This window comes from Enterobacter sp. BWH52, from assembly GCF_001037565.1.
Classification (GTDB): Bacteria; Pseudomonadota; Gammaproteobacteria; order Enterobacterales; family Enterobacteriaceae; genus Enterobacter; species Enterobacter hormaechei_C.
Genome location: NZ_KQ089854.1, coordinates 3,042,005 through 3,055,599 on the forward strand (window position 1 = coordinate 3,042,005; position 13,595 = coordinate 3,055,599).

General features: G+C 56.3%; 13 protein-coding genes. 8 read left to right on the forward strand and 5 right to left on the reverse strand.

Translation table 11 applies throughout. The features are described 5' to 3' along the window. The first annotated feature begins 22 nt into the window (after positions 1–22). Complete coding sequence (locus SK47_RS14390) at positions 23–1,069, forward strand: YeiH family protein (protein ID WP_048244558.1); 1,047 nt, start codon at positions 23–25, stop codon at positions 1,067–1,069. A gap of 64 nt (positions 1,070–1,133) precedes the next feature. After that, positions 1,134–1,991, forward strand: a complete 858-nt coding sequence (gene nfo / locus SK47_RS14395) for a deoxyribonuclease IV (protein ID WP_003859342.1) — start codon at positions 1,134–1,136, stop codon at positions 1,989–1,991. Between the two features lie 75 nt (positions 1,992–2,066). On the opposite strand, the gene fruA is transcribed toward nfo, so the two are convergent. The 3 genes from fruA to fruB are packed head-to-tail and all read right to left on the reverse strand — an operon-like array spanning position 2,067 to position 5,837. Continuing rightward, a complete protein-coding gene (gene fruA, locus SK47_RS14400; protein ID WP_048210173.1) occupies positions 2,067–3,752 on the reverse strand; it encodes a PTS fructose transporter subunit IIBC in 1,686 nt (561 codons plus the stop codon). Between the two features lie 16 nt (positions 3,753–3,768). Continuing rightward, positions 3,769–4,707 (reverse strand): 1-phosphofructokinase, encoded by a 939-nt coding sequence (gene fruK, locus SK47_RS14405; protein WP_006811313.1) that lies wholly within the window; start codon positions 4,705–4,707, stop codon positions 3,769–3,771. Then, on the reverse strand, positions 4,707–5,837 hold the full coding sequence (fruB, locus tag SK47_RS14410; RefSeq protein WP_003859349.1) for a fused PTS fructose transporter subunit IIA/HPr protein: 1,131 nt from the start codon (positions 5,835–5,837) through the stop codon (positions 4,707–4,709). Before fruB ends, fruK begins: the two co-directional genes overlap by 1 nt. 75 nt (positions 5,838–5,912) lie before the next feature. Here fruB and SK47_RS24165 point away from each other — a divergent pair, with 75 nt between their 5' ends. Together SK47_RS24165 and setB are read left to right on the forward strand one after the other, a co-directional pair. Further along, positions 5,913–6,092, forward strand: coding sequence for a hypothetical protein (locus SK47_RS24165; RefSeq protein WP_139152746.1), 180 nt, complete (start codon positions 5,913–5,915; stop codon positions 6,090–6,092). A gap of 103 nt (positions 6,093–6,195) precedes the next feature. After that, on the forward strand, positions 6,196–7,377 hold the full coding sequence (gene setB, locus SK47_RS14415; protein ID WP_048244559.1) for a sugar efflux transporter SetB: 1,182 nt from the start codon (positions 6,196–6,198) through the stop codon (positions 7,375–7,377). Here setB and SK47_RS14420 read toward each other — a convergent pair. Beyond that, on the reverse strand, positions 7,374–7,628 hold the full coding sequence (locus tag SK47_RS14420) for a YkgJ family cysteine cluster protein (RefSeq protein ID WP_003859353.1): 255 nt from the start codon (positions 7,626–7,628) through the stop codon (positions 7,374–7,376). The genes setB and SK47_RS14420 overlap by 4 nt on opposite strands. Positions 7,629–7,792: 164 nt before the next feature. On the opposite strand from SK47_RS14420, the gene yeiP reads away from it, so the two are divergent. Beyond that, entirely contained in the window at positions 7,793–8,365 is a 573-nt protein-coding gene (yeiP, locus tag SK47_RS14425; RefSeq protein WP_003859355.1) for an elongation factor P-like protein YeiP, read from the forward strand. 116 nt (positions 8,366–8,481) lie between these two features. On the opposite strand, the gene uxuA is transcribed toward yeiP, so the two are convergent. Continuing rightward, the gene (uxuA, locus tag SK47_RS14430) at positions 8,482–9,672 is read right to left on the reverse strand and encodes a mannonate dehydratase (RefSeq protein ID WP_023324974.1); all 1,191 of its coding nucleotides are present in this window, start codon (positions 9,670–9,672) and stop codon (positions 8,482–8,484) included. A gap of 205 nt (positions 9,673–9,877) precedes the next feature. On the opposite strand from uxuA, the gene SK47_RS14435 reads away from it, so the two are divergent. The 3 genes from SK47_RS14435 to SK47_RS14445 all read left to right on the forward strand — a co-directional run bounded on the left by SK47_RS14435 (position 9,878) and on the right by SK47_RS14445 (position 13,201). Beyond that, positions 9,878–11,344, forward strand: coding sequence for a mannitol dehydrogenase family protein (locus tag SK47_RS14435; protein WP_048244561.1), 1,467 nt, complete (start codon positions 9,878–9,880; stop codon positions 11,342–11,344). Positions 11,345–11,467: 123 nt separating this feature from the next. After that, positions 11,468–12,454 (forward strand): CobW family GTP-binding protein, encoded by a 987-nt coding sequence (locus tag SK47_RS14440; protein WP_003859361.1) that lies wholly within the window; start codon positions 11,468–11,470, stop codon positions 12,452–12,454. 33 nt (positions 12,455–12,487) lie between these two features. Beyond that, positions 12,488–13,201 (forward strand): phosphatase PAP2 family protein, encoded by a 714-nt coding sequence (locus SK47_RS14445; protein WP_003859363.1) that lies wholly within the window; start codon positions 12,488–12,490, stop codon positions 13,199–13,201. Positions 13,202–13,595: the final 394 nt, after the last annotated feature.

Consider the following 13,595-nt stretch of genomic DNA (forward strand, 5'->3'; position numbering starts at 1 on the left):
TAGCCAGACAAAGGAGAAGGTTATGTCAGAAATCACCTTACAACATCATCGTACAGTGTGGCACTTCGTGCCGGGTCTCGCGCTCAGCGCCGTGGTTACCGGCGTGGCCTTATGGGGCGGCAGTATACCGGCGGTTGCCGGTGCAGGGTTCAGCGCCCTGACGCTGGCCATTCTGCTCGGCATGGTGGTCGGGAACACCGTTTACCCGCACATCTGGAAATCCTGCGAAGGCGGCGTGATTTTCGCCAAGCAGCATTTATTACGTCTCGGGATCATCCTTTATGGCTTCCGTCTCACCTTTTCGCAGATTGCGGATGTGGGGGTCAGCGGGATTGCCATTGACGTCCTGACCCTTTCGAGCACCTTTTTACTGGCGTGCTTTATCGGCCAGAAGATCTTTGGGCTGGACAAACAGACCAGCTGGCTGATCGGTGCGGGTAGCAGCATCTGCGGCGCGGCGGCGGTACTGGCAACAGAACCCGTCGTTAAAGCCGAAGCCAGTAAAGTCACGGTTGCCGTCGCGACGGTAGTTATCTTCGGTACGCTGGCGATCTTCCTGTATCCGGCCATGTATCCGCTGGTGGCGCACTGGTTTAGTCCGGAAACCTACGGCATTTATATCGGCTCAACCATGCACGAAGTGGCGCAGGTGGTGGCGGCAGGTCACGCCATTAACCCGGAAGCGGAAAACGCGGCGGTCATCGCCAAAATGCTGCGCGTGATGATGCTGGCCCCGTTCCTGATTTTCCTCGCGGCGCGGGTTAAACAGCTTGCTCCGGCAGGCGGCAGCGAGAAAAGCAAAATCACCATTCCGTGGTTTGCGATCCTGTTCATCGTGGTCGCTGTCTTCAACTCTTTCCACCTGCTGCCAAAAGCGATGGTGGATATGCTGGTCACGCTGGATACGGTCCTGCTGGCGATGGCAATGGCGGCGCTGGGCATCACCACGCACGTCAGCGCGCTGAAAAAAGCCGGGGCGAAACCGCTGCTGATGGCGCTGGTGCTGTTCATCTGGCTGATAGTTGGCGGCGGTGCGATTAACCTTGCGGTACACAGCCTGTTGGCATAAACCATCTCGTCCTTCTCCTGTTAACCCGTTATCATAGGCATTTCGGGTTAACAGGAGTCTTTTTATGAAATATGTTGGAGCGCACGTCAGCGCTGCCGGTGGCCTTGCGAATGCCGCCATTCGCGCCGCCGAAATCGAGGCGACCGCTTTCGCCCTGTTCACCAAAAACCAGCGCCAGTGGCGCGCAGCTCCCCTCACCGCGGAAGTGATTGATGACTTCAAAGCCGCCTGCGAGAAATACGGCTACGGGCCTGGCCAGATCCTTCCCCATGACAGCTACCTCATTAACCTCGGTCACCCGGTTGCCGAGGCGCTGGAAAAATCCCGCGAAGCGTTCCTGGATGAGGTTCAGCGCTGTGAGCAACTGGGGCTAACGCTGCTGAATTTCCATCCCGGCAGCCATCTGATGCAAATCGACGAAGACGCCTGTCTGGCGCGCATCGCCGAGTCAATTAACATGACGCTGGATAAAACCCAGGGCGTGACGGCAGTGATTGAGAATACCGCCGGTCAGGGCAGCAACCTCGGCTTTAAGTTTGAGCATCTGGCGGCGATCATCGACGGCGTGGAAGACAAATCCCGCGTGGGCGTGTGCATTGATACCTGCCACGCGTTTGCGGCCGGTTATGACCTGCGCACAACCGAGGCCACAAAAAATACCTTCGAGGAGTTCGAGCGTATTGTTGGTTTTAAATATCTTCGCGGTATGCACTTAAACGATGCGAAAAGCGCCTTTGGTAGCCGCGTTGACCGCCATCACAGCCTGGGCGAAGGCAACATCGGCCACGATGCGTTCCGCTTTATCATGCAGGATGCCCGCTTCGACGGCATTCCAATGGTGCTGGAAACCATCAATCCGGATATCTGGGCGGAAGAGATAGCCTGGCTGAAGGCGCAGCAGACCGCTGAACAGGCGGCATAAAAAAAGCCGGGTGCGCAACGCGCCCCGGCTCTTTTTGTAGGTCGGGTAAGGCGAAGCCACCACCCGACACCTCTTTTAGGCTGCTTTTGCGACCACTTCCGCTTCCGGACGCTTCAGCACCGCGTAAGACAGGCCTGCAACCAGCGTACCGGCAACAATCGCCAGCAGATAACCCAGCACCGGCGTGATGGCGCCAGGGATCAGCAGGACGAACAGACCGCCGTGCGGCGCCATCAGTTTCGCACCTACTGCCATGGAGATAGCCCCCGTCACCGCACCACCCACGATACAGCACGGCAGAACACGCATTGGATCGCGCGCCGCAAACGGAATTGCGCCTTCGGTGATGAAGCACAGGCCCAGCACCAGCGCAGCTTTACCGCCTTCCTGCTGCGCTTTATCGAACTTACGACGGGCAATGATCGTCGCCAGGCCAAGCGCCAGCGGTGGCACCATACCTGCCGCCATGATCGCCGCCATCGGCGCGTAGGTCTGGGTACTCAGCAGGCCAACGCCAAACGCATATGCCGCTTTGTTCACCGGACCACCCATGTCGGTACACATCATACCGCCGAGGATTGCGCCCAGCAGCACCGCATTCGCCGTCCCCATGGTTTGCAGCCAGTGGGTCAGACCTTCCAGAATGCCCGCGACCGGCTTACCAATCAGGTAAATCATCGCCAGACCGACCACCAGGCTGGAAATCAGCGGGATGATCAGGATAGGCTTCAGCGCTTCCATGCTCTGCGGCAGCTTCAGCTTCGAGCTGATCAGCTTCGCCACATAACCGGCGAGGAAACCGGCAATGATACCGCCGATAAAGCCAGAACCGGTGCTCACGGCCAGCATACCGCCGATAAGACCCGGCGTCAGACCCGGACGGTCAGCAATGGAGAAGGCGATAAAGCCCGCCAGCACTGGCACCATCAGCGCAAACGCGGAGCCGCCGCCAATCTGCATCAACGCGGCCGCCAGCGTGCCCGGCTCTTTAAACGCCTCGATACCAAAGGCGAAGGAGAGCGCAATACACAGGCCGCCCGCCACCACCATCGGCAGCATGTAGGACACGCCGGTCAGCAGGTGACGATACGCGCCCGCAGACTCTTTTTTCCCTTCAGTCGCAGTTTTAGCCGCACCGGTTGTCTGATACGGTTTGGCTTCTGCCAGCGCCTTATCAAACTCCTGCGCGGTTTTCTTCAGCGCCAGGCCGGTAGAGGTACGGTACATAGGCTTGCCGGCAAACTTCGCCAGATCCACTTCGATATCCGCCGCCACAATCACCAGATCGGCTTCCGCCACCTCTTCAGGCGTGATGGCATTGCCCGCGCCAACAGAGCCGCGAGTTTCAACCTTCACCCACCAGCCACGTTTTTTCGCTTCGGTTTCAATGGCTTCAGCCGCCATAAAGGTGTGCGCCACACCTGTCGGGCAGGCCGTTACCGCAACAATGCGTTTCGGCCCAACGGCGGCAACCGGCGCCGCCTCAACAGGTGCGCTGTAAACCGTCGCATGACCTTTTGCTTCGCTCAGAAACAGTTCAGGATGTGCCACCGCGCGATTAATATCACCCAGCCACACTTTTTTGCCGTTCAGGGCGCTGTCAGCGGGGATTTTGTCGCCCAGAACAATCGCCATTTCAGCATCACCCGGGTTATCAATGATATCCAGGTGCGCTTTTTGTGCCGCCGCGCCCAGCAGGGTCTTCGCCATATAGGCACGAGCCTGTCCGAGACCGGAGTCAATGATCAGCAGCGTTTTCATTATTCCTCTCCTGCTGTTAGTTAAAAGGTTTTAAGTCAACGCGCGCCATCATCGCGGCTAACTGGGTACGATCGGTAATACCGACATTGCTCTGGCTCACGGCCAGGGCCGCAACGGCGGTAGCAAGACGTAAGGTATGTTCACTGGATTCGCGCATCAGCAGACCGTAGATCAGACCGCCAACCATCGAATCCCCGGCACCCACGGTGCTGACCACCTCCATTGAAGGCGGTTTGGCAATCCATTCCCCGGAGGCGTTAACCCACAGGGCACCTTCTGCACCCAGCGAAATCACCACGTGAGCGATACCCTGCTCGCGCAGCGCATGGGCAGCGTCAATCACATCCTTTAATTCTGGCAGCTTACGGCCCGCCCAGATCTCCAGTTCGCGGCGATTAGGCTTAACCAGCCACGGAGAGGCTTTCAGACCGGCGACCAGCGCGTCGCGGCTGCTGTCGAAAATAATGCACGGGCACTGGCTGCGCAGGCGCGTCATCCAGTCGGTGAACGCTTCCGGGCTGACGCCGGAGGGCAGACTGCCGCTGACGCACACCATGTCAAACTGGCCCAGCCAGCTCAGGGAATCGGCAACAAAGCGCTCCCAGTCAGCCGGGGTCACTTCGAAGCCGGAGAAGTTCAGATCGGTCACTTCACCGTCTTTCTCGGTCAGCTTAACGTTAATGCGGGTACGGCCCTGCACAACCTGAAAACGGTTGGCGATGCCCAACTCGCTGAACAGCTGCTGAAAACCGTCCTGGTTGTCTTTACCGAGGAAGCCGCCAACGGTGACGTCGATGCCGAGATCTTTCAGCACTTTCGCCACGTTAATGCCTTTCCCGGCGGCATGCAGGCCGGTCGTCCGCACCAGGTTAACTTCGCCACGCTCAATTTCCGGGCAGAACCCCACCAGATCGTAAGCCGGGTTCAGCGTAATGGTCGCAACACGTCTGCTCATTATGCGCCCTCCCCCAGACCAGCCGCGATGGCGTCGCCAATCGCTTTCAGCGCCTGTTCAGCATCCGCACCCTGCGCGGTAAAGCGCAGACGATGGCCTTTCTTCACGCCCAGCGCGACAACTTTCATCAGGCTGCGCCCGTTGGCTGGTTTACCCGAACCGTCCAGATTGGTCACGGTGATCTCACTTTCAAATTGTTTAATGGTATTCACCAGCATGGTGCCCGGACGGGCATGCAGGCCATGTTCGTTACGCACCACGTACTCTGCGCTCAGCAGGTCATCCGTCAGCGCATCGTCGCTGGTCAGCAGAGCCAGCACCGTCGCCGCGTCTGCGTTCAGCAGTTTTTCAGCTTTATTGTTCAGCAGCAGATCGCCCAGACGCTTCAGCACGGAAACCGGCTGATCGTCAGTCATGGCAACCGTTACCAGCATCGCGGCGCGTTCACCGTCGGTCTCAAAGGCAACCGCAGCACGGCTGACCGCGATAGCGCTGCGCAGGTTACCTTCAGCACTGTCGTTCAGCCAGATGCCCTGCCCCAGGTTTAATGGCTTATCATTGATTGCGCGCGTCACAAAAGCGGTATCCGCCGCACCGACCTCTTTCAGGCGAGCCGCATTCAGCGCCTGGAGCGTTACCAGATCGGACGCAACGACGTCCAGCGTCAGGGTTTCATTATCCAGCTTCAGCGCTTCGCTCTGTTTTTCGCCCATCAGCAGGGCACGCAGTTCTTCAGCAGTGGTGGCGGATTTAAGCTGTTCCGCGACGGCATCATCACTCAGCACGTGCGTCAGCTGACGCAGCAGGCCCAGGTGTTCGTCACCGCTGGCCGCGATGCCGATCGCCACATAAGCCACCTGACCCTCGCCCCACAGCACGCCCTGCGGGAACTGGAAGACCTGCACACCGGTTTTCAGCACCTGATCGCGGGTGTCCGTGGTGCCGTGCGGAATTGCAATACCGTTACCGAGGAAGGTGGAGGTCTGCTGTTCACGCGCCAGCATGCCGTTGACGTAGCCGTCAGCCACGTTGCCAGCCTGCACGAGCGCAGCGGCGACCTGGCGAATAGCCTCTTCTTTATTCCCGGCCTGTTCGCCCGGGTGAATATCCTGAACAGATAACTGGAACATGATTCTCCTCTCCTGCTGAAATTGAATCGTTTCAGCTTAACTGAGAAAATAGGCGCTAACCTGCTTTTTCAGGACATGCAAGATAGCGCTGAAACGTTTCAAGAAGTCTTGTCTTTTCTACAAAAGGTTGCAAGAAAAGTTACATTTCTTGTTGCAGAATTTAGAAGTGCAGCACATTTCTTCTTCAGTCGGGAGGTTTTTGCTGATGTTCAGCAAACAGGTTCAGCACGCTTCAGCGAAACGGCGATAAACTGAAATGCTATTTTGATTTATTGTGGCAATCTTGATTTTGCCCTCTGTTTATTTAATGACGGGCGGCGTAAACTCCGCCTCTCTCTGTTACTCGCAAAGACTGAACATGCATAACACCCCCGCTGCCGCCTCACCAAAGCCTTTTGATTTGACGTCAACGGCGTTTTTGATCGTTGCTTTCCTCACCGGTATTGCCGGTGCGTTACAAACGCCTACGCTGAGCCTCTTTCTGACCAACGAAGTCCACGCCCGCCCGGCGATGGTTGGCTTTTTCTTCACCGGGAGCGCCATCATTGGCATTTTTGTCAGCCAGTTTCTTGCCGGTCGTTCAGACCGCAAAGGCGATCGCAAAAGCCTGATCGTTTTTTGCTGCCTGCTCGGGGTATTTGCCTGCCTGCTGTTTGCCTGGAACCGTAACTACTTCATTCTGCTGTTCGTGGGCGTCTTCCTGAGCAGTTTCGGCTCGACCGCCAACCCGCAGATGTTCGCCCTTGCCCGCGAGCATGCCGACCACACCGGGCGGGAAGCGGTGATGTTCAGCTCGATACTGCGCGCGCAGGTGTCGCTGGCGTGGGTGATTGGCCCCCCGCTTGCCTACGCGCTGGCGATGGGTTTTGGCTTTACGGTGATGTACCTCAGCGCAGCCGTGGCCTTCGTGGTATGCGGCACAATGGTCTGGTTCTTCCTCCCCTCCATGCGCAAAGAGCCGAAAGTGGCGACCGGCACGCTGGAAGCTCCGCGACGCAACCGCCGCGACGCGCTGCTGTTATTCATTATCTGTACGCTGATGTGGGGAACGAACAGCCTCTATATCATTAATATGCCGCTGTTTATTATTGATGAGCTGCATCTGCCGGAGAAGCTGGCCGGGATCATGATGGGAACCGCCGCGGGGCTTGAGATCCCCACCATGCTGATTGCGGGTTATTACGCGAAGCGCTTCGGCAAGCGCTTTTTGATGCGCGTCGCCGCCGTAGCCGGGCTGCTGTTTTATGTCGGTATGCTGACGGTTCATACGCCAGCCCTGCTTCTGGCTTTACAGCTGCTGAACGCCATTTACATCGGTATTCTGGCCGGTATCGGCATGCTCTACTTTCAGGACCTGATGCCGGGTCAGGCAGGCTCTGCCACCACCCTTTATACGAATACCACCCGCGTGGGCTGGATTATTGCAGGCTCTCTGGCGGGCGTTGTGGCTGAAATCTGGAACTATCATACGGTGTTCTGGATTGCGCTGGTGATGTGCGTCATGACGCTGAGCTGCCTGACGCGGATCAAAGACGTTTAAGGCGCGGTGAGCGCTTCCAGCTCAAGCAGATAAGTGATGGCCTGCTGCCGCGTACTGCCGCACATTTCGGCGGTTGGCTGGAGCCCGGAGCACACCTTCGGGCGCAGGGGCGAGCCAAAGATCATGCACAGGTTAGTGTCAGAGAGCTGAACGCAGCGGGTATTGGCAGGCTTGCCCTCCGGCATGCCTGGAATGGGGCTTGAGATGGACGGTGCGGTACAGCACGCGCCACAGTCGGAACGACAATCCATACATGCTCTCTGTTGGTGGCAGATGCCCGCGCAGTCGGGCATTGCGCGCACAGTAACACCTTTTATGTATTGATAGCAAAACCCACGAATTCCGCTTGCCTGAAAGGCCGCGCGCGAGTAATTTGGCGCGATATTTTTTACCTCCCGTAAACAGGATTACTGCAATGCCAAGAGCGAACGAAATTAAGAAAGGTATGGTACTGAATTACAACGGCAAACTGCTGATTGTGAAAGATATCGACATTCAGGCACCCAGCGCCCGTGGCGCAGCAACGCTGTACAAAATGCGTTTCTCCGATGTCCGCACCGGCCTGAAAGTGGAAGAACGTTTTAAAGGCGACGATATCGTCGATACCGTAACCCTGACCCGTCGCTACGTTGATTTTTCCTACATTGACGGCAACGAATACGTGTTCATGGATAAAGAAGATTACACCCCGTATATCTTCACCAAAGATCAGATCGAAGAAGAGCTGCTGTTTATTCCTGAAGGTGGGATGCCGGACATGCAGGTGCTGACCTGGGATGGCGTGCTGCTGGCGCTGGAGCTGCCGCAGACAGTTGATCTGGAAATCGTTGAAACGGCACCGGGCATCAAAGGCGCGTCTGCAAGTGCGCGTAACAAACCGGCTACCCTGACTACCGGTCTGGTCGTACAGGTGCCAGAGTACCTGTCGGCGGGCGAGAAAATCCGTATCCATATCGAAGAAAAACGCTATATGGGTCGTGCTGACTGATTGTGGCATTTGCCGGGTGGCGGCTACGCCTTACCCGGCCTACAAAAACACAAAAACCGGCCTCAGAGCCGGTTTTTCGTAGGCCCGGTAAGCGTAGCGCCACCGGGCAATGAGACTTAAAGAAGTTCAGGATACTTCGTCATTTTCAGCGCCAGCTCGATACCGCGCACTTCCGCCATCCCTTTCAGACGGCCAATCGCCGAATACCCTGGATTCGTTTTCTTGCGCAGATCGTCCAGCATCTGGTGCCCGTGATCCGGACGGAACGGGATAGGACGAACATCTCCCGCCTGCTTACGACGAACCTCTTCAGAGAGAATGGCATCCACCACCGCAACCATGTTCACGTCGCCGCCAAGATGGGCTGCTTCGTGGAAGGTTTTTGGATTCTCTTCACGGCAGGTTGCACGCAGGTGGGTGAAATGAATGCGATCGCCGAAGGTTTCGATCATCCGCACCAGATCGTTATCCGCCCGCACCCCATACGAGCCCGTACACATGGTAAAGCCGTTGTAGATGCTATCCACCGTCTCTTTTAGCCACTGCATATCTTCAATCGTAGACACAATACGCGGCAGGCCGAGGATAGGACGCGGTGGATCGTCCGGATGAACCGCCAGCCGCACGCCGACTTCTTCTGCCACCGGCACGATAGCGCGCAGGAAGCGCGCCATGTTTTCACGCAGCTGGTTTTTATCGATATCGCCATATTCCGCCAGGCGCGCGCGGAACTGATCGAGGGTATAGCCCTCTTCCGCCCCCGGCAGGCCCGCGATGATATTGCGAACCAGCTTCTCAATGTCCGCTTCACTGGCGGCATTGAACCACGCCAGCGCCTGCTGCTGCTCTTCGGCGGTGTAGTCTGCTTCCGCACCCGGACGCTTCAGAATGTGCAGCTCGAAAGCCGCAAAAGCGATTTGATCGAAACGCAGCGCCTTCGAACCATCGGCCATTACATATTCCAGGTCGGTACGCGTCCAGTCCAGAATCGGCATAAAGTTGTAGCAGACGGTATCAATACCGCAGGCTGCCAGGTTACGAATGCTCTGCTGATAATTCGCAATCCAGGTATCACACTCACCGGAGTGGGTTTTGATATCTTCGTGAACCGGAATACTTTCCACAACAGACCAGGTTAGCCCCTTCTCTGCCAGCTGAGCCTGACGCTTTTGGATTTCCTCCACCGGCCACACCTGACCGTTCGGAATATGATGCAGCGCCGTGACCACACCCGTTGCGCCAGCCTGACGCACATCATCAAGAGAAACCGGATCGTTCGGCCCGTACCAACGCCAGGTTTGTTCCATTGCCCCACCCTCTCAAGTTGTTATACCAATATGTGTTACCTCAATGACGACTACCATACATGTTTAATCGAAGTGGTCAATACAGCGCGTGACATTGATTGATCAAACTCACATAACAGGGATATTTACGGCTTACCAATTTAATTTGTTGTCATATAACTTTACACTGGCATTGTTAATTAATGGTTAATCAGGTGTGTACTACATGAATACTATTGCCTCCACCGCGCTTCCTGCTCATGTCCAGCAGCCCCGCTACGATCGCGAGCAGTTACGCTCCCGCATCGTCCATTTCGGTTTTGGCGCGTTCCACCGGGCGCATCAGGCGTTGTTAACAAACCGGGTACTGAATGCCAGAGGAGGCGACTGGGGAATTTGTGAGATTAGCCTCTTTAGCGGCGATGTCCTTATGGGCCAGCTCCGGGCGCAGGATCATCTGTTTACCGTGCTGGAGAAAGGTGCCGAAGGCAATCAGCCCATTATTATCGGTGCGGTAAAAGAGTGCCTTAACGCCAAACTCAACTCGCTGGCAGCCATTATTGAGAAATTCTGCGAACCGCAGGTGGCAATTGTCTCCCTCACCATTACCGAAAAAGGCTACTGCATCGATCCGGCGACGGGAAAACTGGATATGCAGAACAGCCGCATCCTGCACGATCTCGAGCATCCGTCTGAACCACATTCCGCACCGGGTATTCTGGTCGAAGCGCTTCATCGCCGCCGCGAGCGTGGCCTGCCGGCGTTTACCGTGCTCTCCTGCGACAATATTCCCGACAACGGCCACGTGGTGAAAAATGCCGTTCTCGGCATGGCCGGAAAGCGTTCCGCAGAGCTGGCCGCATGGATCGAGGCGCACGTGAGCTTCCCTGGCACCATGGTCGACCGGATCGTGCCCGCCGCCACCGACGCCTCACTCGCGGAAATCACCCAGGAACTTGGCGTTGAAGATCCCTGCGCCATCAGCTGTGAACCGTTCATTCAGTGGGTAGTGGAAGATAACTTTGTCGCCGGACGTCCGGAGTGGGAGGTGGCAGGCGTACAGATGGTTGAGGATGTCCTGCCCTGGGAGCAGATGAAGCTGCGAATGCTGAACGGCAGCCACTCCTTCCTCGCGTATCTGGGCTACCTTGCCGGCTACGCGCACATAAATGAATGTATGCAGGACGACAGCTTCCGCGAGGCTGCCCGCAGGCTGATGCTGAATGAGCAGGCCCCTACGCTGCGCATCACCAACGTCGATCTGACAGCCTATGCTGACAGCCTGCTTGACCGCTTCGCCAACCCGGCCCTACAGCACCGCACCTGGCAAATCGCCATGGACGGCAGCCAGAAGCTGCCTCAGCGCATGCTGGATGGGATCCGCATGCATCTTGAGCGTAACACCGCCTGGCCATTACTGGCGCTGGGGGTGGCGGGCTGGATGCGCTACGTCAGCGGTACGGACGAACAGGGCAACGCCATTGACGTCCGCGATCCGCTGAGCGACAAGTTTCAGGCCATTGTCGCCACCAGCAGCGACGCAGAACGCGTTAGCGCCCTGCTGACGTTAAATGAAATCTTTGGCGACGACCTGCCGCAAAACCCTGTCTTTGTCGAGGCAATTACCGGCGCGTACCAGCGCCTCGTCCGGCTCGGCGCGCACCAGGCCGTTATCGAAACGTTAAAAATTTAGCGATTATTGCGTTTAAGGCGAACGGTTTTACGCTCCGTTCGCCCTCCCTCTTCTCAATGCCCGATTTTTTCGTCAGGATGATAGGTAGTTGTTACTACATCACAATTATTTATCGGAGCGCACGTGACCAAAACCAACCTGATCACCGGTTTTCTCGGCAGCGGTAAAACTACGTCCATTCTGCATTTGCTGGCCAATAAAGATCCGGCGGAAAAGTGGGCCGTGCTGGTCAACGAATTTGGGGAAGTCGGCATCGACGGCGCGTTGCTCGCCGACAGCGGCGCGATGGTGAAAGAGATCCCGGGCGGGTGTATGTGCTGCGTGAATGGTCTGCCGATGCAGGTCGGGCTGAATACGCTGCTGCGTCAGGGCAAGCCGGACCGGTTGCTGATTGAGCCTACCGGGCTGGGTCATCCTAAGCAAATCCTTGATTTACTGACCGCCCCGGTATACGAGCCGTGGCTTGAGCTGCGTGCGACGCTTTGCCTGCTCGACCCCCGCCAGCTGCTGGATGAAAAAACGATCAACAACGACAATTTCCGCGACCAGCTCGCCTCGGCAGATATTATCGTGGCGAATAAATCCGATCGCGCGACGGCTGAGAGTCAGGCCGCGTTCGAGTCCTGGTGGCAGCAGGCTGGCGGTGGACGTCAATACGTGCAGACCACCCAGGGCAACATTGATGGCGCCCTGCTCGATCTTCCCCGCCTCAACCAGACGCAACTGCCTGCCAGCGCAGAGCATTCGCATAGCCACGGCGCGAAGCAAGGCCTGGCTGCACTGAGCCTGCCGGAACATCAGCGCTGGCGTCGAAATTTGAACAGCGGTCAGGGGCACCAGGCCTGCGGGTGGATCTTCGATGCCGATACGGTTTTCGACACCATTGGTATACTGGAATGGGCGAGACTGGCGCCGGTTGAGCGGGTAAAAGGGATCATGCGCACTCCGGATGGTCTGGTGCGCATTAACCGTCAGGGCGAGGATTTCTTTATTGAAACCCAGAATGTCGCGCCACCCGACAGCCGGATAGAGTTAATTAGTGCGGTTAATACCGACTGGAATGCTCTCCAGTCAAGCCTGTTGAAGCTTCGTTTAAGTTTGGGCGGCTAACGTTGCCCCTGATTTCACACATTGCTGAAGACTATGACGACTCGACTTCCTGCTATTTTATTGCTCAACGCTGCCGGTCTGGCGCTCTTTTTCTCCTGGTATATCCCGGCGGATCACGGTTTCTGGTTCCCGCTGGATTCCGGGCTGTTCCACTTCTTTAACCAGGCGCTGGCGAAGAGTGAAGCCTTCCTGTGGCTGGTGGCGATCACCAACAACCGCGCGTTTGACGGCTGTTCGCTGCTGGCAATGGGCTGTCTGATGCTCTCCTTCTGGCTGAAGGAAGACAAAACGGGTCGTCGCCGTATTCTGATTATCGGCCTGGTGATGCTGCTGACGGCCGTGATTATCAACCAGCTGGCGCAGCATCTGATGCCGGTTAAACGCGCCAGTCCGTCGCTCTTTTTCCCGAATATTAACCGCGTCAGCGAGCTGCTTCATATTCCAACCAAAGATGCCTCGAAGGACAGTTTCCCGGGCGACCACGGTATGATGCTGCTGATTTTTGCAGGCTTCATGCTGCGCTATTTTGGTAAAAAAGCCTTCGCCATCGCCCTGGTTATTGTGGTGGTATTTGCATTCCCGCGAGTGATGATTGGTGCTCACTGGCTGACAGATATCGCCGTAGGCTCCCTCACGGCGGTGTTAATTGGTTTACCGTGGGTGCTGATGACCCCACTGAGCGATCGCGTAATAGGTATTTTTGATCGCTATCTTCCCGGTAAATTTAAACAAGTCAGAAACAAATAAATAACGCAAATTAACACCATTCATCGGGGATCGTTTTCGGTCCCTGAGTCTCTTCTTTCCGGCGTCATTCAACGCTGTCATCATCCTGTCATACAATTCGTGATAAAAATGAAGCAATTGCAGGGATTATCGGTATGAATGGCGGCATTTTGAGCAATTCCGCGCTGTAACTTTGTGTATCACATTTTCTTATAAAAAATCGGACTTTTTTGCTCGCAATACCCCGTGCAATCGGTTAACCTCAAACTCGTTTTGCCCCACTGAGATAATTATTATCATGGTGAATAATTTTGTGCGTTGAGCCACAGTTTTCACCATAAAGAATTGTCTCATTGTGAACAGATAATTAGTCTCGTCACGGTTGGCATTTTTATAACGATATTTTCGTTAAGGA

Bases quoted from the DNA above. Each gene is read 5' to 3' on its own strand.
- SK47_RS14390 (WP_048244558.1), top strand. From the start codon at position 23: ATGTCAGAAATCACCTTACAACATCATCGTACAGTGTGGCACTTCGTG.
- nfo (WP_003859342.1), top strand. From the start codon at position 1,134: ATGAAATATGTTGGAGCGCACGTCAGCGCTGCCGGTGGCCTTGCGAAT.
- fruA (WP_048210173.1), bottom strand. From the start codon at position 3,752: ATGAAAACGCTGCTGATCATTGACTCCGGTCTCGGACAGGCTCGTGCC.
- fruK (WP_006811313.1), bottom strand. From the start codon at position 4,707: ATGAGCAGACGTGTTGCGACCATTACGCTGAACCCGGCTTACGATCTG.
- fruB (WP_003859349.1), bottom strand. From the start codon at position 5,837: ATGTTCCAGTTATCTGTTCAGGATATTCACCCGGGCGAACAGGCCGGG.
- SK47_RS24165 (WP_139152746.1), top strand. From the start codon at position 5,913: ATGCAAGATAGCGCTGAAACGTTTCAAGAAGTCTTGTCTTTTCTACAA.
- setB (WP_048244559.1), top strand. From the start codon at position 6,196: ATGCATAACACCCCCGCTGCCGCCTCACCAAAGCCTTTTGATTTGACG.
- SK47_RS14420 (WP_003859353.1), bottom strand. From the start codon at position 7,628: ATGGATTGTCGTTCCGACTGTGGCGCGTGCTGTACCGCACCGTCCATC.
- yeiP (WP_003859355.1), top strand. From the start codon at position 7,793: ATGCCAAGAGCGAACGAAATTAAGAAAGGTATGGTACTGAATTACAAC.
- uxuA (WP_023324974.1), bottom strand. From the start codon at position 9,672: ATGGAACAAACCTGGCGTTGGTACGGGCCGAACGATCCGGTTTCTCTT.
- SK47_RS14435 (WP_048244561.1), top strand. From the start codon at position 9,878: ATGAATACTATTGCCTCCACCGCGCTTCCTGCTCATGTCCAGCAGCCC.
- SK47_RS14445 (WP_003859363.1), top strand. From the start codon at position 12,488: ATGACGACTCGACTTCCTGCTATTTTATTGCTCAACGCTGCCGGTCTG.